A 20,939-nucleotide genomic window follows, 5' to 3' on the forward strand; every position below is an offset into this window, starting at 1 on the left:
GCCCAGAAAATGTGGATAGGGGCTTGGTTCAGTCTGCCGCGTCTGGCTTCGTGGTCAATCGGTTCTCGACGCTCGCGACGCCGACGACGAGTGCCGCCGCATCGCCGGCGCAGGAGATGTCCGCTTCGCTTGCAACCTCGCCGGAAAGCACCACGATCTCGCCGAGCGCCATCACCGAGACCGCGCTGGTATCGATCATCGTCGCATAGCCGATAAAGCGCAGCACCTTGGCGGCGAGCGCGTCATCCCTCAGATGCGGGTCATCGTCCCGGTGGGCATATATGGGTCTTTCTGGCGGCATGGTCCGTTCCTCACGCTCTTCCGAACGCCTGCAACCGACGAAGGTTCCCTTGGTGTTGGGGCCGCACATGCGCTTGCGGCCCGGGTGCGAAGGCGGTTATTGCTGGTGCGACCATCCAGGAGCGGGATGAGGAAAGTGCCTGCGGTCCTCCGCCCGCATCTCGCTCTACCTCATGAGAAGCGATCACGTTCGGTGATTTCGGGGCGACACGCCGCAAATCATTGTGATCCAGGGCCCGTGCATGTCCGATATCTTCCAGAACGTCCTGCCTATCTTCATACTGATCCTTGCCGGCTGGCTCCTGGTTCGCTCAGGCTATCTGAAACCGGCAGTCGGTGAAGCGCTCGGGGACTTCGTCTTTCGCGTCGCCGTTCCCATTCTGCTGTTTCGCACCATTGCCGAAGCGGATTTCAAGGACGGGTCGCCCTGGCCGCTCTGGGTCGCCTATTTCTCCGGCGTCGCCGTCACCTGGACAGTCGGGCATCTGGCGGCAACGCTCGTTTTCGGCCGCGATGCACGCATGGGGGTTCTCGCCGGCGTCTCCTCGGCTTTCGCCAACACCGTGTTCATCGGCTTGCCGCTGGTGTCGCGCATCGTTGGCGAAGAGGGCATCGTGGCGATTTCGATCCTGCTCTCTGTGCACCTGCCGGTCATGATGATTGCGGGCACGCTGCTGATGGAACGGGCCGAACGGCGCGCGAGCGGAAAGCCGGGGCAAAGCCCGCTGCAGCTTCTGGCCGGCGTCGGCCGCAACCTGGTCCGCAATCCGCTGGTCATCGGGCTTGCCTGCGGTGCCGCGTTTCACCTCATCGGTCAACCGCTCGGCGGCCCGGTGAAAACCGTCGTCGACCAGCTCGCCTCCATGGCTGCGCCCGCAGCGCTGATCTCGATCGGCATGGCGCTCGACAAATACGGCCTCGCCGGCAATCTCGGCCTGGCGTCGTTTACCAGCGTGCTGAAGCTCCTGGTCATGCCCGCGGTCGTGTTCACGAGCTGCCATCTGCTCGGCCTCAACGACAACTGGACGACGGCGCTGGTGCTGACATCGGCGGTGCCAACCGGCGTCAACGCCTGGCTGATCGCCAACCATTTCAACGTCGGCCACGCACTCGCTTCCTCGACCATCACGTTGACGACCGCGCTCGGCGTCATCAGCGTTTCGGTCTGGGCCTATATTCTGATGTGACTGCTCCTGAATGTCCGGAAAGAGTTTCGTCGGGAGGAGCGAAATCCCTCTGGCGATTCGGCCGGATGGGTGGTGCCCGGATGCGCGGTGCAATGTGCCCTGGAAACGCAAAAAGGCCCGGCGCGAGCCGGGCCCTTTCGAATGGGTTGGTTCCAACCGCTAAGCTTATTGTGCCGGTGCCGGCTGGCCTTCGGCAGGCTTGGATTCCGTGGCCGGCGCAGCCTGGCCTTCAGCCGGCTTGGTTTCGGTCGCCGGAGCTTCGGCCGGAGCTGCGCCTTCGGTGCCAGCAGCCGGTGCAGCTTCCGCCGCGCCGCCAGCCGCATCCGGCAGCGGAGCCGGCGAATCTGCCTGCCCGCGCAGCCAGGCGATCAGGTTGGCGCGTTCGTCGGGCTTCTTGACGCCGGCAAAGCCCATGGCAGTGCCCGGAACGTGCTTCTTCGGCGCTTCGATGAAGAAGCTCAGGTGATCGTAGTCCCAGACGACCTTGCTGCCTTCGGAGAAGGTCTTCATGCCTGCCGAATAGCTGAAGCCTTCATGCGAGGCGATCGGACGGTTGACGAGGCCCCAGAGGTTCGGACCGACTTTGTTTGCGCCGCCCTTGTCGGCGGTGTGACAGCTTGCGCACTTCTTGAACACGGTTTCACCGGCAGAAGCGTCGGCCTTGAGGAGCAGCGGCTTGATGTCGACTTCTGCTTCTTCCTTGCCACCGGCCCCAGCTTCAGCCGTGCCTTCTTCGGCGACGATCGTGAAGCCTTCCTTCTCGGGAGCCTCGGAATGGAAAATGCCTTCTGACGCAATGGACACGGACATCAGAACGAAGACCGTCCCCAGAAAGGCACCCACGCCCATGTTCACATATGAATTCATCTGCAAACGCTCCCTTTGCCACCGGCGCAAACAAAAACCCGGCCTATCTTGAAATCGCGCGGAACCTATGTCTTTTGGCTCTGCGTTGCAACAGTGATTATCGGCCCCGAACTGAGACTTATTGACACTTTCGGCGGGGTTTTTGAAAGCAAGATCATGAATCGCGAAAATTCAGGCAAAGCCATCGTGCTCATTCCGGCGCGCATGGCCTCGACACGCCTTCCCGGAAAGCCGCTCGCCGACATTTGCGGCCTGCCGATGATCGTCCAGGTGGCGACGCGTGCCAGCGAAGCGGATGTCGGTCGCGTCGTCGTCGCCGTCGATGATCGAGAGGTCTTCGATACGGTGCGCGCCGCCGGCTTCGAGGCGATCATGACCCGCATCGACCACCAGTCCGGCTCCGACCGGATCTACGAAGCGCTGCAGAAGGCCGACCCGAACGGCGAAGCCGAAATCGTCATCAACGTGCAGGGCGATCTGCCGACGGTCGAGCCGGCATCGATCCGCGCCGCCCTGAATCCGCTTGAAAACGCCGGCACCGATATTGCCACGCTGACGGTGGCGATCACCGAAGAGAGCGAAAAGGCCAACCCGAACATCGTCAAGGTCGTCGGTTCGCCGCTGAGTGATACGCGGATGCGCGCACTCTATTTCACCCGCGCGACCGCACCTTACGGCCAGGGCCCGCTCTATCATCACATCGGCCTCTATGCCTATCGCCGCCAGGCGTTGGAGCGCTTCGTCTCGCTTCAGCCCTCCGTGCTCGAACGCCGCGAATCGCTCGAGCAACTGCGCGCGCTCGAAGCCGGCATGCGCATCGATGTCGAGATCGTCGATTCGGTTCCGCTCGGCGTCGACACACCGGTCGAGCTGGAAAAAGCCCGCCGTATTCTCTCCGCCCGCCTTACCCATTCCGAATAGCCTGAGAAGGAAGCTACCGTGACCGTCAAGACCAACAGGATTTCCTTCCAGGGCGACTACGGCGCCAATTCCGACATGGCCTGCCGCGACATGTTCCCGTCGATGGAGCCGCTGCCCTGCCAGACCTTCGAGGACGCCTTCGTCGCGGTCGAGAACGGTGAGGCCGATCTCGCGATGATCCCGATCGAAAACACGATTGCCGGCCGCGTCGCCGATATCCATCACCTCCTGCCCGAATCGCGGCTGCACATCGTCGGCGAATATTTCATGCCGATCCGCTTCCAGCTGATGGTGTTGCCGGGCGTCACGCGTGACGAGATCCGCACCGTGCACAGCCACATCCACGCTCTCGGCCAGTGCCGCAAGATCGTGCGATCCAATGGCTGGAAGCCGGTTGTCGCCGGTGACACGGCGGGTGCCGCAAAGCTCGTCTCCGAAAAGGGCGATCGCTCGATGGCCGCACTTGCGCCGCGGCTTGCCGCCGATCTCTATGGGCTCGAGATCGTCGCCGAGAATGTCGAGGATACCGAAAGCAACGTCACCCGCTTCGTCGTGCTTTCCCGCGAAGAGCAGCGCATCGCCCGCAACAGCGACGACGAACTGATCATTACGACCTTCGTCTTCAACGTCCGCAACATTCCGGCCGCGCTTTACAAGGCGATGGGTGGTTTCGCGACCAACGGCATCAACATGACGAAGCTCGAGAGCTATCAACTCGGCGGCAAGTTCGTGGCCACGCAGTTCTATGCCGACATCGAGGGGCATCCGGACGATATCGGCGTGCGTCACGCCATGGATGAGCTTCGCTTCTTCTCCGAGAAGGTCCGCATACTCGGCACCTACAATGCGCATCCGATGCGCGGCGTGCTCTGAGCAGAAAGGCTAGCTCGAGCTGAAGTCCAATCTCTTGCGCATTGGAGGTGCGGGTCAGCCGGACCTCCAAACGCCATTGGATATGCGGGTCGGCGCCGCCTCTCTTCAAGGGGGATCTCGTCGGAACTTCCGTTAATGGGTGGGCGCTCAGAACTGGAGCTGCCTGAACTTTGACCAATTCCTAAAACTCTCGGTTGTCTAATCGTTGCGCCCGCCTCAGGTCGACCTCGCATTTGGCTAACATCTTTCACGTGCATGTTGGGGGCAATCAGGCGGGGTGCCGACCGGATTTCCCGCGAGAATCATTGGCTTAGAACTGCATGCCCGGTGACGAAAGTGGCGAAAATTCGTTAACCGGCTACGCGTTTGGTGCATGCCTAGTTTGCAATCGTGGCGCTACACAAATTTTAGGCAAATGCCTATCTGACGCTCGTTCAAGTAAGGAGTGTTAAAGATGAAGATCCGTCAGAAGATCATGGAATATGCGAAGACCCGCCGTGCAATCCGCGAGCTGAACGCTCTCGACGATCACGCACTGAGCGACATCGGTCTGTCCCGTTCGCAGATCCAGGCCGCCGTTTACGGCCGCTAATCAGCGCCATTCGCGTATCCCGCCGCCATTCAGTTACAGCCATCCATGCACGTTCAGACGTGCGGCGCTGTAGAGGCTGGCGGGATACGCGCCGCTGCCCTTCGATCACGAATCGTAGAGGCAGACGCGCAACCGGTGCCCATCCGGATCAAGCGCGACGAAGGTCGGACCGAAATCCATCTCGGTCAGTTCCTGTGCAATCGGCAGGCCCTTTTCCTTCCAGTCCTCATAGTGCGCGCGCACCGCGCCCTCATTCTCCACCATGAAAGCCAACTCGCCGCGATGGCCTGACGACGTCGGCTCCGGCGCGACCGTATGTTCGGCCCAAAGCCCGAGCGTGAAGCCGCCGGGCAGCTCGAACGACGAAAAAGTCTGATAGGTGACGCGCGGTTCCTGTCCGAGCACCTTGCGGTAGAACCCGACGCTTGCCAGCGGGTCCTTGACGTAGAGAACGATGAGATTTGCCTTGGCCATGTTCTTCCTCCTTGTTGCGAGAAGTTCAGGCTAGGCGCGGCGGCTGCCAAATTCTGTCAGCATCGCCGCCAAAGTCTCTGTCAGGAACCCACCGTCTGTCGGTTTGACGCGACAATGTTCTGGCTGGCGCGCCAGTCCTTCATCAGTATCTGTCGGCGGCGAGGATAGCGGGCTTCCGTCACTGTCATCCTGCGCATGCGGTCGGCGCGAAAATGCCGGAAGTCCAGTCGCAGCTCGCACCAGGCCATGACCATGCGCACGTTTTCGAAGAAGCCGAGCGCGAAAGGCCAGATGGTGCGCTGCGTTGCGCTGCCGTCATTGTCGACGTAGTCGAGTTCCACCTTGCGCTCGTTGCGGATCGCGCGCCTCAGCGCCGCGATGTCGATGCCGTTGGTGGCGGGCGGGCTCGGGCCGACGAGCAGGGTCGAGCTGTCCAGCTCCTCGCGAAGCTCGGCCGGAAGTACTGCGGCGATTTTCGCAAGGGCGTTTGCTGCGGCCCCCGCGAGGTCGTCGTCGGTACGCTTGGAGACCCAGCGCGAGCCGAGCACGAGCGCCTCGATCTCCTCCTGTGAGAACATCATCGGCGGCAGCATGAAGCCCGGTTTCAGGATGTAGCCGAGCCCCGGCTCGCCCTCGATATGGGCGCCCTGGGCCTGCAGGCTGGCAATGTCGCGATAAAGCGTTCTGAGGCTGACGCCTGTTTCTTCCGCCAGCCGCTGGCCGCTCACCGGTTGACGATAGCGGCGCAACGCCTGCAGAAGATCGAGCAATCGTTCGGAGCGGGACAATTCCGATCCCCCTTGTCGAAGGCTGGCCTTACGTCCGCTCGCCCCAGGCGAGCCAGTCGCGCATGAGCTGGTGCGCGATCGCGCCCTTCGGCGGTGGAATATGCTCGTCGCCGGTATTGGCAACGCCGGTCGAGCGTTCGAGCATCGCGATCGTTTCCTCGCGGGTGAACCAGCGCACGTCCTCCAGTTCCTGCTCGTCACGCTTGATGACCGTCGATTTCGCTTCGGCATAGCAGCCGATCATCAGCGTGTGCGGCATCGGCCAGGGCTGGGAGGCATGGTAGCGTACCCGGCCGATGTGAATGCCGGACTCCTCGTGCGTCTCGCGTCGCACCGCGTTTTCGATAGTTTCGCCCGGCTCGACGAAGCCCGCGAGGCAGGAATACATGCCGGGCGCGAAATGCGGGCTGCGGCCCAGCAGGCAGAGGTCGCGTTCAAGGTCGATCGTCATCATGATGACGACCGGGTCGGTGCGCGGGAAAACCATATGACCGCAGGCGGTGCAGACCCGGCGATAACCGCCGGACTTGCCTTCCATCGGGCCGGCGCAGCGGCCACAGAAGCGGTTGTTGGCGTTCCAGGTAATCAGGCTCGAGGCCTGCGCGAACTGGCCGAGCAGTTCCTCCGGCAGCATCTGCTGCCTGTAGAGCGTGCGGCCGTCGGCAATCTTGAAGGGCTCGGTGATCGTCTCTTCGGTCAGGCCGGTCGGGACCGCCAGCCGCGGCTCGCCGTTCAGCAGGTAGCCGAGCAGGATGGTCTCGTCGAGCACCGGTTCGAGCCCTTCGAGCTCGTAGGGAGCAAACAGGGGATCGATGATCTTTTCGTCGTGCTTGACGATCAGCTTCGGCCCCGAGAAGGCTAGGAAATGGGCGCCGGGATGCTTGAGCGCCAGCTCGACGCAATCGTCGGCGCGGTGCTCGGACTGGCGGTCCAGGTGATTCTCGGAAAAGGCGACGAGGGTGCTTGGCTCCGGATGCGGGCTACGAAGGTCAAAGATCGATTTCGTCATGTTCAGAGGTTTTCCAGAATGCGCGCTGCGAAGGCCTGATGTTCTTTCACGTCCCACGGCTCCGACTTGCCGAAGCCCCAGACCGGCCCCGGCCAGTTCGGGTCGCCGTCGTTGCGGGCGATGATATGCACATGTAGCTGCCGGACGATATTGCCCAATGCGCCGACATTGATCTTTTGCGCGCCGGTGACCTTCTTCAGGGCGGTCGCCGCCATCGTCGTCTCGAAGGTCAGCATCGTCTGGTCGAGCGGGGTCAGGTCGAAGATTTCCGAGATGCCTTCACGCTGCGGAATGAGCACGAGCCAAGGCCAGCGGCGGTCGTTCATCAGCCGCATCTGGCAAAGCCCGATCGAGGCGATCGGGATGCCGTCGCGTTCGAGCCGCTCGTCTAGGGTGAAGGTCGCCAAGTCATTCTCCTCAGGCAAAGACAACGGATTCGCCTTGTTTTGCATATCGATATCAGTTTTTTGATGGCTTGGCTTGCATTTGCTTTCGATATTGCCGATATGGAAGCCGGGAGGTTGGTGGTGGACGAGCCACTCGCCAACCGGGTCAGGTCCGGAAGGAAGCAGCCCCAACGAGCCCGGCACGGGTCATCGTGCCAGCCTCCCACCTTTTCCGTCCTGTCGGGACAAGAGTTCGAACAGCGGCAGGGTCGATGAGCGACGACACGTCCATTTCATCCGTTGAGAAGCCGGCCGCCTACCGTGTTCTGGCGCGAAAGTACCGCCCCAAGGATTTCTCCGACCTGATGGTCGGCCAGGAGCCGATGGTGCGAACGCTCACCAACGCGTTCGAGACGGGTCGCATCGCGCAGGCCTACATGCTGACCGGGGTGCGCGGTGTCGGCAAGACGACCACCGCCCGCATCCTTGCCCGTGCGCTCAATTACAAGACACCTGACATCGACCGGCCGACGATCGACTTGCGTGTTCCCGGCGAACATTGCCAGGCGATCATGGACGGCCGTCATGTCGACGTCATCGAAATGGACGCCGCCTCGCATACCGGTATCGACGATATCAGAGAGATCATCGAGCAGGTGCGCTACCGCCCGGTTTCGGCGCGCTACAAAGTCTATATCATCGACGAAGTGCACATGCTCTCGACCCAGGCCTTCAACGGTCTGTTGAAGACGCTCGAAGAGCCGCCAGAGCATGTGAAGTTCATCTTCGCTACCACCGAAATCCGCAAGGTTCCGATCACGGTGCTGTCGCGCTGCCAGCGCTTCGACCTGCGCCGCATCAGCGCCTCCGATCTCGTCGGCCTGTTCTCGACCATCCTCGGTAAGGAAGCCGTTTCATTCGACCCGGAAGCCCTTGCAATGGTCGCCCGTGCCGCCGAAGGCTCAGCGCGTGACGGCCTGTCGCTGCTCGACCAGGCGATCGCCCACGGCGGCGGCGCGGTCGAGGTCGAAACCGTGCGCTCGATGCTCGGCCTTGCCGACCGCGCCCGCATCGTCGATCTCTTCGATCATGTCGTCAAAGGCGATGTCGCGGCAGCACTCCAGGAATTTACCGCACAGTACGAGGCCGGCGCCAATCCAACGGTCGTGCTGACCGACCTTGCCGATTTCACCCATCTCGTCACCCGCATGAAATATGTGCCGGAGGCGGTCAACGATCAGTCGCTGAGCGAGATCGAGCGCACCCGCGGCGCCGTCTTCGCCGAGACCGTCGCGGTCACCGCGCTGTCGCGCATCTGGCAGATGCTTCTCAAGGGCATTCCCGAGGCCGAAAGCTCGGCGCGCCCGGCCGGTGCTGCCGAAATGGTGCTGATCCGACTGGCGCATGCCGCACATCTGCCGGCGCCGGAAGAGGCTGCGCGGCGTGTGCTTGAGCTTTCCGGCGGTGAAGGCGGCGGCGCCCGTCTTGGCCCGGGCGGTGGCAATGGCGGTGGAGCACAGGCTTCGGTTTCAGGCTCGATCTCGACGCAGGCAGCCCAGGCAATGCCGGTGCAGCGCCCGACGAGCAATGGCGCGACGATGTTGCGCGCGGTGCCGGATGTCGCGCCGCAACCGGTCGCGGTCGGCCGGATCGAAGAGCGACCGATGGCAGCCGTGGCTGCCAAGCCGCAGCCATCGGTGCCGGTCAATTCGATCTCGGATATTGCCGAACTTTGCGCCAAGAACCGAGACATCAAGCTCAAGACACTGGTACGCGGCTTCCTGCGGCTGGTACGCATCGAGGCTGGCCGTCTCGACGTCAACGTCTCCGACGATGCTCCGAAGACGCTGCTCGGCGAGGTCGCCGTCAAGCTCAAGGAATGGACCGGTATCCATTGGATCGTCAGCTACAGCCGTGAGGCCGGCGAGCCGACGCTGATCGAGCAGGAACAGCGGGCGCAGGAACAGCGCGTCAGCGACGCGCGCCAGGACCCCGACGTCGCTGCCATTCTCGCCCGGTTCCCAGGTGCCAAGATCACCGACGTGCGCATTCGCGCCGTCGAGGAAGAGGCCGAGAGCGTAGCTCCGGCGACAGCCGAATCCGCCGATGGCGATATCGTCCCTGGCGACGACATCGAATAGTCCCGTCTGCGAGCAGAAACCAAAGAACAGGAGACGACGATGCGCGACATCATGGGGATGATGGGCAAGGTCAAGGAAATGCAGGCCAAGATGGAGAAGATGCAGGCGGAAATCGCCGCGCTCGAAGTCGATGGCACCTCCGGTGGTGGTCTGGTGACCGTTCGCCTCGATGGCAAAGGCACCCTCAAGAGCCTGAAGATCGACCCCTCGCTCTTCAAGGAAGACGACGTCGAGATCCTCGAAGACCTGATCGTCGCCGCTCACAAGGACGCCAAGGACAAGGCCGAAGCCGTCCAGGCGGAAAAGACCCGCGAACTGACCGCCGGCCTGCCGATCCCGCCCGGCATGAAGCTGCCGTTCTGATCGCCTCCAAGGATTAAAGTTCAGAATGCGGGCGGAACGCCGCCCGCAGATGTTGCGGTTGTGCCTGGCCGTGCGCATCGCCGGGTAACGCGCGGGCCGTCTTCTGGCGCGTGAGCGGCCAACCTGCGATCGGCAACGGATCGCGCCCGGCCCGGCCCGCAACGCATGCATGCTCGCTGCTGCCAACGGGACCGATCCATGCTAGGTTGCGGCCTCCACGAGGAGGCTGCCCATGACACTCACGTCTCTGCTTGTCTTTGCTGGCGCATTGCTGGTTGCGGCCGGTTCACCCGGCCCGAGCGTTGCGGCACTGGTTGCCCGCGTGCTGGCAAAGGGTGCGCGCGATGTCATGCCTTTCCTCGTCGCGCTCTGGATCGGTGAGGCCATCTGGCTGTCCTTCGCCGTGGCCGGTCTTGCGGCTATTGCCGAAAACTTCCATCTGCTCTTCCTCGCGATCAAGTGGCTGGGCGTCGGCTATCTGCTCTACCTCGCCTGGAAGATGTGGACGGCAGAACCGGACATATCAGGCGATAACCTGCCACAGTCGCGCTCCGCCGCGAAGCTGTTCTTCGCCGGCATCACCGTCACGCTCGGCAATCCCAAGGTGATGATGTTCTATGTCGCGCTGCTGCCGTCGATCATCGACCTCAGCTCGGTGACCGTCGTCGGCTGGATGGAGTTGGTCGCGACCATGCTGGTCGTGCTCGTGGTCGTCGATTTCGGCTGGGTGGCGATGGCGTCGAAGGCGCGCACCTTCCTGAAAAGCCGCCGCGCCGTGCGCATCGCCAACCGTACGAGTGCCGTGACGATTGCGGGCGCAGCCGTGGCGATCGCCACCCGGTAGCCGCCTCTGTCGGTATCGTCGCAGCGCTTCTCTCGAAGACGATTCCGTTTAGGGCCGATATGGGCTAAAAGCGCGGCATGGCAAAACGAGTCACCGGCCCCGAAATCGAAAAACTCATCCAGCTCCTGGCAAAGGTCCCGGGGCTAGGACCGCGTTCTGCACGGCGCGCCGCCCTCCATCTCGTCAAGAAGAAGGACCAGCTGCTGGGTCCGCTCGCCGATGCGATGGGCGAGGCGCACCGCAAGGTCCGCATCTGCTCCTGCTGCGGCAATGTCGATACGATCGATCCCTGCACCGTCTGTTCCGACGAGCGTCGCGACCAGTCCGTGATCATCGTCGTCGAGGACGTCTCCGACCTCTGGGCGCTGGAGCGCGCCGGCGCGATGAACGCCGCCTACCACGTGCTCGGCGGCACGCTGTCGCCGCTCGACGGTGTCGGCCCTGACGATCTCAACATCAAGGGCCTCGTCCAGCGCGTCGCCAACGGCGGGGTCCGCGAACTGATCATCGCCGTCAACGCCACCGTCGAGGGCCAGACCACGGCCCACTACATCACCGACCAGCTTGAAGGCATGGAGGTGAAGATCACCCGGCTTGCCCATGGCGTGCCCGTTGGTGGCGAGCTCGACTATCTCGACGAAGGCACCTTGGCGGCTGCCCTTCGCGCCCGCACGTCGATCTGAGCGGCGTCTTCGAACCCCGCGATCCAACCGATAGGAAGCCGGATGCTGAGACTTCTTTCACTTTCGACACTGCTGTTCTGCGGCTGGCTGGGGCTCGCGCAAGCGGCAACGAAGGCGGATGTCGAAGCTCAATTCCGCAGCTGGCTGCAGAATGACCTCTGGCCGGAAGCAAAAAAGGCGGGCATTTCCGCTGGTTCGTTCAAGGCGGCGTTTTCCGACGTGAAGCTCAACTGGGATCTGCCGGATCTGGCGCCTCCCGGCTTCCCGAAACCGAAGGAACAGAAACAGAGCCAGGCGGAGTTTTCGTCGCCGGGCAGCTACTTCTCGGAGAAGCGGCTGCAAGGGCTCGCCGCGACTGGCCGCAGCCTTGCCGCCACCCATGCGTCGACGCTCAAGAAGATCGAACGCACCTATGGCGTTCCCGGTTCGGTGGTCGTGGCGATCTGGGGGCGTGAATCGGGCTTCGGTCGCGCCAAGATCCCCTATCCGGTGGTCGACGTGCTCGCGACCAAGGCCTTCATGTCGACGCGACCCGATCTTTTCCGGCGCGAGCTGATCGCGGCGTTGCATATTCTCGACAGCGGTGACGTCGACAAGGCGGCGATGCGCGGCTCCTGGGCCGGCGCCATGGGCCAGCCGCAGTTCATGCCGTCGAGCTTCCTGCAATACGCCGTCGATTTCGACGGCGACGGTCGCCGCGACATCTGGAATTCGGTGCCGGACAGCCTGGCCTCGATCGCTAACTATCTCGTCAAGAAGGGCTGGCAGCGCGGTCGCGACTGGGGCTTCGAGGTGTCGATCCCCGAAGCGGTCTCCTGTGCCCAGGAAGGGCCGGATCTCGCCCAACCTCTGTCAAGCTGGGCGAACAAGGGCATCACGCGGATTTCCGGCAAGGCCTTCCCGTCGCACGAACTGTCGGCGTCCTCGATGATGCTGGTGCCGGCGGGTCGCCACGGGCCGGAATTCATCGTCACGCCGAACTTCTATGTGCTCAAGGAATACAACAACTCCGACCTCTATGCGCTCTTCATCGGCAATCTCGCCGATCGCATCGCTACCGGTGACGGCGCCTTCCGCGGCACCTGGGGCGATGTCGGCAACATGCTGCGCTCGGATGTCCTCGCCATGCAGAAGGCGCTCGTCGCCAAGGGCTATGACGTCGGCAAGGTCGATGGTCTCCCCGGCTACAAGACCCGCCGCTCGCTCGGCGACTGGCAGGCAAAGAGCGGACTTGCCGCCACCTGCTTCCCCGATGTCTCGCTGAAAGCGAAGCTGCGCTGACGTAAGTCCGGGCCGAGGCTTGCGCGCTGATCCCGGATTACAAAAAAGGGCCCCGGTGACGGGGCCTCTTTGTTGTGCGGATCGATGTCAGCGTGGGGGTCGGCGACAGCACCTAGTGCATGTCCACGTTCACCTGTCGCTTGTAGCGCTCGTAATGCGTTGGAACGATCGTCTGGCGCTCGATCATCCGGTGCACGCGCGGCGGCGCAGCACCGCTGTGCAGCGCCGTCAGCTTATCGCCGACGGCGGCGTCGGCCTGGGTGCGCCGCTGGTTGTGCCGCACATACTCGACCCAGGTCGGCACGTGGTAGGTCTCGGTCCAGGTGGTCGGGTTCTCCAGATCGCGCATCAGCGCCCAGTGGCCCGCACCGTCACGGATGCGGATGCGCCGGCGTTCCGCCATGGTCGTCAGGAACTCGGGGATATCGTCATCGGCGATCTCATAGTCGATCATGATGACGATCGGGCCGCTGCGCGGCTTGAGATCCAGTTCGAGCGGTGGCTCGTTGAAGCGGTTCAGCGGATCGAGGTTGAGCGAGGTGAACTCCGGCAGCGGCAGCCGGAAGCCGACCACGACGCCGGCGAACATCAGCAGACAGGAGCCCATCAGCGCATTGGCCGCGCCGTACTGTTCGGCCGCCGTACCCCAGAGCCAGCTGCCGCCGGCAATGCCGCCGAAGGTCATCGTCTGATAGAGCGACAGAGCGCGGCCGACCACCCAGCGCGGCGTCGAAAGCTGTACGGTCGTGTTGAACAGCGACAGTGCCAGCACCCAGCAAGCGCCGGAGATCAGCAGCACGAGACAGCTGAGCCACGCATAGGTGCTCCAGGCCGTGATCGCGGCGCTGGCGGCAAAGCCGGTGAACGCGATGCGCACGATTGCCTCGCTGGAAAGCTTCTCCCGCAGGCGGGCGGAGAGCAGCGCCCCGCCGATCGCGCCGAGGCCGAAGCCGCCAAGCATAAGGCCGTAGGTGAGCGGTCCGCCCTGGACGAGGTCACGGGCGACGAGTGGCAGCAGTGCGAGGATCGCGCTTGCCGAAAGGCCGAAGAGGAAGCCGCGCAGAAGCACCTTGCCGATGTTGGGCGACATCGCGACATAGCGCAGGCCCGCGGATATGGCGCGCCCCAGCGTTTCGCGCGGCAACGTGTTCGTCGGCACCTCACGCCGCCACCGCACCAGCGCGAAGAGGATCGCGAAGTAGCTGAGCGTATTGGCGAAGAAGGCAGCCGCCGCACCCAATGCCGCGACGATCGCGCCGCCGATGGCGGGGCCGACGCTGCGGGTGATGTTGAAGCCCATGCTGTTCAGCGCCACCGCGGCCGGCAGGTCTTCGCGCGGGACCATGTCGCCGACCGAGGCCTGCCAGGACGGATTGTTGAGCGCCGTGCCGCAGCCGATGAGGAAGGTGAAGAGCAGGAGCAGCCAGGGTGTGATCAGCCCGACATAGGCGCAGATTGTCAGAAGTGCCGAGACGAAGAGCATGAAGCACTGCGCCACCAGCATGATCCGCCGCCGGTCGAAGTTGTCGGCAAGCGCGCCGGACACGAGTGAGAAGAGCATGATCGGCAGCGAGGTCGATGCCTGCACGAGCGCCACCATGTTCGCCGAGGAGGAGATCGAGGTCATCAGCCAGGCGGCGCCGACCGATTGGATGAGGCCGCCGAAATTGGACGCGAGGCTCGCGATCCAGATCGTGCGGAAGATGTCGTGCTTGAAGGGTGCAAGCGGCGAAATACGGTGGGGCACCTCGTCTTCTCTCTTGTCCTTGATTGTCGTCTCGAAGCAGTTCGATTCCTGTTATAGGCCTGAGCACGCGAAGTGCCACCCGCTGAAACTGACCTTGTTGTCAAAGATCGCCGGTTGCGAGTGGATCGCTGCATTTGCAGCATGAGGCTCAACGCCTTGCAATTTGCGGCGATGGGGCGTATATGAGCCTCAAATTCTTGATCGGTAGATGAAGAGTGGGCCCGTCAGGACCCGCTCTTTTTTATTAGCCGGTCCGATGAGGAGATGATCGTTTGTCCGATACGACAACGGCTGAAAATGCAAATGAACCGCGCCTGATCACCGAAACCGGCCTCGACCAGCGCATTGCCGACATCATCGAGCCGGTCATCGTGCCGATGGGCTATCGCCTGGTGCGCGTGCGCATGTCCGGCCAGAATGGCCTGACGCTGCAGATCATGGCCGAGCGCAACGACGGCACCATGACCGTCGAGGACTGCGAAGAGATCTCCAAGGCCATTTCGCCGGTGCTCGATGTGGAAGATCCGATCGACAAGGCGTATCATCTCGAAGTGTCGTCGGCCGGCATCGACCGCCCGATGGTGCGCAAGTCCGACTTCTTCCGCTGGGAGGGTCACCTGCTGAAATGCGAGACGTCGGTTCTGGTCGATGGCCGCAAGCGGTTTCGCGGCAAGATCGTTTCCGTCGATGACGATGGTTTCCGGCTTGAGCGCGACCAGCCTGCGTATGGCGAGGAACCTGTTGTCGTGATCCCGTTCACCACGCTTTCCGAAGCGCGGCTGATCCTGACCGACGATTTGATCCGTGATGCGCTGACAGCCGACAAGAAGGCGAAGGCCGAGCGCGCCGCGAACGAGAATTTCGAAGACGAAGATTCACCTATTGAGGAATAAGTCGGGCGGAGCGTGAAGCCCCCTGCAACCCAAACGGAGACAAGACATGGCAGTCAGTGCTAACCGGCTCGAGCTTCTGCAGATCGCGGATGCTGTCGCGCGTGAAAAGGTGATCGACCGCGAGATCGTTCTGGCCGCGATGGCCGATGCGATCCAGAAGGCCGCCCGCTCGCGCTATGGGTCGGAATCGAACATTCGCGCCGACATCAACTCGAAGACCGGTGAAATCCGCCTGCAGCGTCTTCTGGAAGTGGTCGAGAAGGCTGACGACTATTCCACGCAGATCCCGCTCGAGCTTGCTCGCGATCGCAATCCGGACGCCAAGCTTGGCGACTTCATCGCCGATCCGCTGCCGCCGATGGACTTCGGCCGTATCGCCGCCCAGTCTGCCAAGCAGGTCATCGTGCAGAAGGTTCGCGAAGCCGAGCGTGACCGCCAGTTCGACGAATTCAAGGATCGCGTCGGCGAAATCGTCAACGGCACGGTCAAGCGCGTCGAATACGGCAACGTCATCGTCGACCTCGGCCGTGGCGAAGGCATCATCCGTCGTGACGAGATGATCCCGCGCGAAAACATGCGCTACGGCGACCGTGTCCGCGCCTTCGTCTACGACGTTCGCCGCGAACAGCGCGGCCCGCAGATCTTCCTGTCGCGCACCCATCCGCAGTTCATGGTGAAGCTCTTCACCATGGAAGTGCCCGAAATCTACGACGGCATCATCCAGATCAAGTCGGTTGCCCGTGACCCGGGTTCGCGCGCCAAGATCGCGGTTGTCTCGAACGATAGTTCGATCGATCCGGTCGGCGCCTGCGTCGGTATGCGCGGTTCGCGCGTTCAGGCCGTCGTCGGCGAACTGCAGGGCGAAAAGATCGACATCATTCCGTGGTCGCAGGATCCGGCATCGTTCATCGTCAACGCGCTGCAGCCGGCGGAAGTCGCCAAGGTCGTTCTCGACGAAGATGCAGAGCGCATCGAAGTGGTCGTTCCGGACGAGCAGCTTTCGCTCGCCATCGGCCGTCGCGGCCAGAACGTTCGCCTCGCTTCGCAGCTGACCGGCTGGGATATCGACATCCTCACCGAGCAGGAAGAGAGCGAGCGTCGTCAGAAGGAATTCACCGAGCGCACCAACCTCTTCATGGACGCGCTCGACGTCGACGAGATGGTCGGCCAGGTTCTGGCTTCCGAAGGCTTTGCCGCCGTCGAGGAGCTCGCCTATGTCGATCTCGACGAAATCGCGTCGATCGACGGCTTCGACGAGGAGACCGCGACCGAAATCCAGACCCGTGCGCGCGAATTCCTCGACAAGCTCGAAGCTGAAATGGATGCCAAGCGCAAGGAACTCGGTGTCGCCGACGAGCTGCGCTCGATCGACGGCCTGACGAGCCAGATGCTCGTCGCCCTTGGCGAAGAAGGCATCAAGACGATCGAGGACTTTGCCGGCTGCGCCGCTGACGACCTCGTCGGCTGGAGCGAACGCAAGGACGGCGAGACCAAGCGCTTCGAGGGCACCTTCTCGAAGTTCGACGTTTCGCGCGCCGAAGCCGAAGCCATGATCGTTCAGGCCCGCCTCGCGGCGGGCTGGATCACGGAAGAGGACCTGGCAAGCGATGAGGCCGAAGGCGAAGAGCCGATCGAAGTTGCCGAAGGCGCCGAGCAGGACGCTTAAGGACAATGATCGCCTCTGATGATGCCGACAGCCTGCCTTCGGACACTCTGCCCACGGACGGGGGCCCGAAGGATCGGAGCGGCAACACGCGGACCTGCATCGTCACCCGCGAGAGCGGTTCACCCGACGAGTTGATCCGCTTCGTTGCCGGGCCGGACGGTCGCGTCGTTCCCGATCTGAAGCGGCAGCTTCCGGGACGCGGATGTTGGGTGAAGGCCGAGCGGGTGCTCGTCGAAAAGGCGGTGGCGAAGAAGTTCTTCGCCCGCGCCCTGAAAGCGGACGTCAAGGCTGACGCAACGCTTGCCGATGACGTCGACCGGCTGCTCTGCGAGCAGTTGGCCGGCATGATGAACATGGCCCGCAAGGCGGCCCAGTTCATCTCCGGCGCAACGAAGACGGAACAGGCCGTACGCGGCCTTGCAGCGCTTGCCGTGTTCCATGCAGCCGATGCTGCGGCGGACGGCGTGCGCAAGATAGACCAGGCTCGCAAGGCGATGAGCTTCGTGGCCGACGACGAAATGGAAATACCTTCGTTCCGTCCCTTCACCGGGGCGGAAATGGAGGGCCTTTTAGGAAGTAATGCTTTTATCCATGCCGCAGCGCTTGCAGGGCAGGCGGGTGAGGGTGTAGTGAAGCGCGCAATCATGCTCGAAAAGTACCGAGGATCCGTCCCGGTCCGGGCCGAAGGCGGCGCTGGCAAGCCACAGCAATGACACGCGTCACCGGCGAATGCCGGCATCGCGGGTATTGTTCGAGACAATTTAGAAGACGGGGTCGGGTGATACGCATCCGGGCCTGATCGCTAGGAACGGAACGGAATGACTGACGACAACAACGACGACAAGACAGGCAGCGCAGCAGGCAAGAAGACGCTGACCCTGAAGCCCCACGGGGTTTCGCAGGGGACCGTGCGTCAGGACATCGGTCGTGGCCGCACCAAGGCGGTCGTGGTCGAAACCAGGAAACGCCCGACTTCTTTCCATCGCCCCAAGGAAGAGCGTACGATCACGCCGGTGAGCGCGGCACCTGCCGCACGGCCGGCTGAACAGCGTCCGGCTCAGCCGCAGCCTTCCGGCCGTCCGGCTCCGCAGCCGCAGCAGCATCAGACCCGCCAGGAAGCCAATCAGGCCAACCGTCCGCGCGTCGGCGTTGTCCTGAACCAGCTTTCCGCCGGTGAGATCGATGCGCGCCGCCGCGCCCTGGCCGAGGCCCAGATCCGCGAAGCCGAAGAAGCGGCCATCCGTGCTGAAAACGAAGCGCGCCGCAAGCGTGAGGAAGAAGCCCGTCTCCAGCAGGAGAAGGAAGAAGCCGCACGTCGTGCCGCCGAGGAAGCTGCCCGCCCGGCAGTCGAGCCCGAAGCAAAGGTTGAAGAGGTTGTTGAAGAGCGCCCCGTGGCTGCTCACACGCCGGCTTCCACCGAGCGTCGCGTCGATAGTCGCCCGCAGGCAGGACGTCCCGCTGCTGCTCCGGCAGCCGGCCTTCCGACGCCGGCACCGGCTGGTGCCCTGCGCGGCCGCAAGGTCGACAACGAAAAGGACGAGGATCGTGGTCCGCGCCCCGGCGCCGGTCCGGCGCGCGGCAAGGTCGTGCGTCCCGAGCCCGCCAAGGCTCCGGCCCGTCCGAAGGGCGACGACGGTCGCCGCCAGGGCAAGTTGACGCTGAGCACTGCTGCAGACGAGGATGCCGGTCAGCGCGCTCGCTCGCTGTCGGCGATGCGTCGCCGCCAGGAGAAGTTCAAGCGCAGCCAGATGCAGGAAACCCGCGAGAAGATTTCCCGCGAAGTCATTCTGCCGGAGACCATCACCATCCAGGAACTGTCGCAGCGCATGTCTGAGCGCGCCGTCGACGTCATCAAGTACCTGATGAAGGAAGGCCAGATGATGAAGCCCGGCGATCTGATCGACGCCGATATGGCTGAACTCATCGCCGGCGAATTCGGCCATACGGTCAAGCGCGTCTCGGAATCCGACGTCGAAGAGGGCATCTTCAACGTGTCGGACTCGGAAGAGGAAATGCTGCCGCGTCCGCCGATCGTCACGATCATGGGTCACGTCGACCACGGCAAGACCTCGCTGCTCGATGCGATCCGCCACGCCAACGTGGTGGCCGGCGAAGCCGGTGGCATCACCCAGCACATCGGCGCCTATCAGGTCGAGCAGAACGGCAACAAGATCACCTTCATCGATACGCCCGGTCACGCGGCGTTCACGGCGATGCGTGCCCGCGGTGCCCAGGCGACCGACATCGCGATCCTGGTGGTTGCGGCTGACGACAGCGTGATGCCGCAGACGATCGAATCGATCAACCATGCCAAGGCTGCCGGCGTTCCGATCATCGTTGCGATCAACAAGGTCGACAAGCCGACGGCAAACCCGCAGAAGGTTCGCACCGAACTGCTGCAGCACGAAGTCTTTGTCGAATCCATGGGTGGTGAAGTTCTCGACGTGGAAGTATCCGCGAAGAACGGCACCAACCTCGACAAGCTGCTGGAAGCGATCCTGCTTCAGTCCGAAATCCTCGACCTGCGCGCCAATCCGAACCGGACGGCCGAAGGTACGGTGGTCGAAGCTGAACTCGACCGCGGCCGCGGTGCGGTTGCGACCGTTCTCGTCCAGAAGGGCACGCTGCGTCCGGGCCAGATCATCGTTGCCGGTGATCAGTGGGGCCGTGTGCGCGCGCTGGTCAACGACAAGGGTGAGCACGTCAAGGAAGCCGGTCCGTCGATGCCGGTCGAGGTTCTCGGCCTTTCCGGCACGCCGGCTGCGGGCGACAAGTTCGCCGTCGTCGAGAACGAGGGCCGCGCTCGCGAGATCTCGGAATACCGCCAGCGTCTCGCCCGCGAGAAGCAGGTTGCCCGTCAGTCCGGCTCGCGCGGCTCGCTCGAGCAGATGATGACCCAGCTCCAGACCTCCGGTCTCAAGGAGTTCCCGCTGGTCATCAAGGGCGACGTGCAGGGTTCGATCGAAGCGATCGCCGGTGCACTCGACAAGCTCGGAACCGACGAAGTTCGTGCGCGCATCGTGCATTCGGGTGCCGGTGGTATCACCGAGTCCGATATCTCGCTCGCCGAAGCGTCGAACGCCGCGATCATCGGCTTCAACGTCCGTGCCAACTCGCAGGCCCGTTCGGCCGCCGAGCGCGCCGGCATCGAAATCCGCTACTACAACATCATCTACGATCTGGTGGATGACGTGAAGGCGGCGATGTCGGGTCTGCTCTCGCCGGAACGTCGCGAAACTTTCCTCGGCAATGCCGAGATCCTGGAGGTGTTCAACATCACCAAGGTCGGCAAGGTCGCGGGTTGCCGCGTCACCGAAGGCAAGGTCGAGCGTGGCGTCGGCGTCCGTCTGGTTCGCGACAACGTCGTTATCCACGAAGGCAAGCTCAAGACCCTCAAGCGCTTCAAGGACGAAGTCTCGGAAGTCAACGTCGGTCAGGAATGCGGTATGGCCTTCGAGAATTACGAAGACATTCGCGCCGGCGATACGATCGAGTGCTTCCGCGTCGAGCACATCACGCGGACGCTTTAATGGGGCTGAAAGCCCGGCAATTCTGCACAACGGCGGCCTTGGCCGCTGTTGTGTCGTTTTGGTGGGAGCCGGCCTTTGCGGAAGTCTGCGACAAGATCTATCCCGGATGGGATGGGCAGGATTTCTCCGTTTTCAACGAGGCGGCCGCGTTTTTGACCAACTGGGTCGGCCTGGCGGCGCTTTTCTGTCTGGCGATCGGCTCGGCGGTTTTGCGCCTTCGGGCGCTGCTTTGGGTCGGAAGCCTTCTCGGCGGTTTCCTCTTGTTGATAGCCATAACGTCCCGGGGTGATGCCGAGCACGAGGTATGGCAGTCCGCCATCAAAGAGGGTTGCGCTCACCCGCAATTCGAATTGATCCATCTTCTGTCCGCGTCCGTTTTGACGGCCATGGGTGT

At 63.1% G+C, this 20,939-nt stretch carries 21 protein-coding genes and 1 other RNA gene; 14 read left to right on the plus strand and 8 right to left on the minus strand.

All coding sequences use genetic code 11. From position 1 onward, the window contains the following. Positions 1 to 28: 28 nt before the first annotated feature. Complete coding sequence (locus tag LAC81_RS19335) at positions 29 to 301, minus strand: BON domain-containing protein (RefSeq protein WP_113538937.1); 273 nt, start codon at positions 299 to 301, stop codon at positions 29 to 31. Between the two features lie 241 nt (positions 302 to 542). On the opposite strand from LAC81_RS19335, the gene LAC81_RS19340 reads away from it, so the two are divergent. Continuing rightward, the gene (locus LAC81_RS19340; protein ID WP_223726077.1) at positions 543 to 1,487 is read left to right on the plus strand and encodes an AEC family transporter; all 945 of its coding nucleotides are present in this window, start codon (positions 543 to 545) and stop codon (positions 1,485 to 1,487) included. Positions 1,488 to 1,652: 165 nt separating this feature from the next. On the opposite strand, the gene LAC81_RS19345 is transcribed toward LAC81_RS19340, so the two are convergent. Beyond that, positions 1,653 to 2,354 (minus strand): c-type cytochrome, encoded by a 702-nt coding sequence (locus LAC81_RS19345; RefSeq protein ID WP_223726078.1) that lies wholly within the window; start codon positions 2,352 to 2,354, stop codon positions 1,653 to 1,655. A 156-nt stretch (positions 2,355 to 2,510) separates the two neighbouring features. On the opposite strand from LAC81_RS19345, the gene LAC81_RS19350 reads away from it, so the two are divergent. The 3 genes from LAC81_RS19350 to LAC81_RS19360 all read left to right on the plus strand — a co-directional run bounded on the left by LAC81_RS19350 (position 2,511) and on the right by LAC81_RS19360 (position 4,740). Then, the gene (locus LAC81_RS19350) at positions 2,511 to 3,275 is read left to right on the plus strand and encodes a 3-deoxy-manno-octulosonate cytidylyltransferase (protein WP_223726079.1); all 765 of its coding nucleotides are present in this window, start codon (positions 2,511 to 2,513) and stop codon (positions 3,273 to 3,275) included. A gap of 18 nt (positions 3,276 to 3,293) precedes the next feature. Then, a complete protein-coding gene (locus LAC81_RS19355; RefSeq protein WP_223726080.1) occupies positions 3,294 to 4,148 on the plus strand; it encodes a prephenate dehydratase in 855 nt (284 codons plus the stop codon). Between the two features lie 454 nt (positions 4,149 to 4,602). Further along, a complete protein-coding gene (locus LAC81_RS19360; RefSeq protein WP_064817013.1) occupies positions 4,603 to 4,740 on the plus strand; it encodes a DUF1127 domain-containing protein in 138 nt (45 codons plus the stop codon). Between the two features lie 105 nt (positions 4,741 to 4,845). Here the strand turns inward: LAC81_RS19360 and LAC81_RS19365 are convergent, their stop codons facing one another. The 4 genes from LAC81_RS19365 to LAC81_RS19380 all read right to left on the minus strand — a co-directional run bounded on the left by LAC81_RS19365 (position 4,846) and on the right by LAC81_RS19380 (position 7,463). Next, a complete protein-coding gene (locus tag LAC81_RS19365) occupies positions 4,846 to 5,214 on the minus strand; it encodes a VOC family protein (protein ID WP_223726081.1) in 369 nt (122 codons plus the stop codon). Between the two features lie 80 nt (positions 5,215 to 5,294). Then, positions 5,295 to 6,002, minus strand: a complete 708-nt coding sequence (locus tag LAC81_RS19370; RefSeq protein WP_223726082.1) for a helix-turn-helix transcriptional regulator — start codon at positions 6,000 to 6,002, stop codon at positions 5,295 to 5,297. Between the two features lie 28 nt (positions 6,003 to 6,030). Further along, positions 6,031 to 7,011 carry an NAD(+) diphosphatase gene (gene nudC, locus LAC81_RS19375; protein WP_223726083.1) on the minus strand — a complete coding sequence of 327 codons (981 nt, stop codon included), beginning with the start codon at positions 7,009 to 7,011 and terminating at the stop codon, positions 6,031 to 6,033. A gap of 2 nt (positions 7,012 to 7,013) precedes the next feature. Next, positions 7,014 to 7,463, minus strand: a complete 450-nt coding sequence (locus LAC81_RS19380; RefSeq protein WP_223726084.1) for an HIT family protein — start codon at positions 7,461 to 7,463, stop codon at positions 7,014 to 7,016. Positions 7,464 to 7,527: 64 nt separating this feature from the next. Between LAC81_RS19380 and ffs the strand changes: the two genes are divergently transcribed. From ffs to LAC81_RS19410, 6 genes are all read left to right on the plus strand, one after another. Further along, positions 7,528 to 7,624: signal recognition particle sRNA small type (gene ffs, locus LAC81_RS19385), an RNA gene on the plus strand. 45 nt (positions 7,625 to 7,669) lie between these two features. Next, positions 7,670 to 9,538 (plus strand): DNA polymerase III subunit gamma/tau, encoded by a 1,869-nt coding sequence (locus tag LAC81_RS19390; RefSeq protein WP_223726085.1) that lies wholly within the window; start codon positions 7,670 to 7,672, stop codon positions 9,536 to 9,538. A gap of 39 nt (positions 9,539 to 9,577) precedes the next feature. Then, positions 9,578 to 9,901 carry a YbaB/EbfC family nucleoid-associated protein gene (locus LAC81_RS19395; protein ID WP_029742357.1) on the plus strand — a complete coding sequence of 108 codons (324 nt, stop codon included), beginning with the start codon at positions 9,578 to 9,580 and terminating at the stop codon, positions 9,899 to 9,901. Positions 9,902 to 10,133: 232 nt separating this feature from the next. After that, positions 10,134 to 10,745, plus strand: a complete 612-nt coding sequence (locus LAC81_RS19400; protein WP_223726086.1) for a LysE family translocator — start codon at positions 10,134 to 10,136, stop codon at positions 10,743 to 10,745. Positions 10,746 to 10,822: 77 nt separating this feature from the next. After that, entirely contained in the window at positions 10,823 to 11,428 is a 606-nt protein-coding gene (gene recR, locus LAC81_RS19405; protein WP_113538848.1) for a recombination mediator RecR, read from the plus strand. A gap of 42 nt (positions 11,429 to 11,470) precedes the next feature. Next, a complete protein-coding gene (locus tag LAC81_RS19410; RefSeq protein WP_223726087.1) occupies positions 11,471 to 12,709 on the plus strand; it encodes a lytic murein transglycosylase in 1,239 nt (412 codons plus the stop codon). Positions 12,710 to 12,821: 112 nt separating this feature from the next. On the opposite strand, the gene LAC81_RS19415 is transcribed toward LAC81_RS19410, so the two are convergent. Then, a complete protein-coding gene (locus LAC81_RS19415; protein ID WP_223726088.1) occupies positions 12,822 to 14,456 on the minus strand; it encodes an MFS transporter in 1,635 nt (544 codons plus the stop codon). Between the two features lie 272 nt (positions 14,457 to 14,728). Between LAC81_RS19415 and rimP the strand changes: the two genes are divergently transcribed. From rimP to infB, 4 genes are all read left to right on the plus strand, one after another. Beyond that, on the plus strand, positions 14,729 to 15,349 hold the full coding sequence (rimP, locus tag LAC81_RS19420) for a ribosome maturation factor RimP (protein WP_223726089.1): 621 nt from the start codon (positions 14,729 to 14,731) through the stop codon (positions 15,347 to 15,349). A 46-nt stretch (positions 15,350 to 15,395) separates the two neighbouring features. Beyond that, the gene (gene nusA / locus LAC81_RS19425) at positions 15,396 to 17,015 is read left to right on the plus strand and encodes a transcription termination factor NusA (RefSeq protein ID WP_113538852.1); all 1,620 of its coding nucleotides are present in this window, start codon (positions 15,396 to 15,398) and stop codon (positions 17,013 to 17,015) included. Between the two features lie 5 nt (positions 17,016 to 17,020). After that, a complete protein-coding gene (locus LAC81_RS19430; protein WP_223726090.1) occupies positions 17,021 to 17,728 on the plus strand; it encodes an RNA-binding protein in 708 nt (235 codons plus the stop codon). Between the two features lie 105 nt (positions 17,729 to 17,833). Beyond that, complete coding sequence (infB, locus tag LAC81_RS19435; protein WP_113538854.1) at positions 17,834 to 20,545, plus strand: translation initiation factor IF-2; 2,712 nt, start codon at positions 17,834 to 17,836, stop codon at positions 20,543 to 20,545. Here infB and LAC81_RS19440 read toward each other — a convergent pair. Further along, positions 20,542 to 20,904, minus strand: a complete 363-nt coding sequence (locus tag LAC81_RS19440) for a hypothetical protein (RefSeq protein WP_223726091.1) — start codon at positions 20,902 to 20,904, stop codon at positions 20,542 to 20,544. The genes infB and LAC81_RS19440 overlap by 4 nt on opposite strands. Positions 20,905 to 20,939 lie beyond the last annotated feature (35 nt).

This window comes from Ensifer adhaerens, assembly GCF_020035535.1.
Lineage (GTDB): Bacteria > Pseudomonadota > Alphaproteobacteria > Rhizobiales > Rhizobiaceae > Ensifer.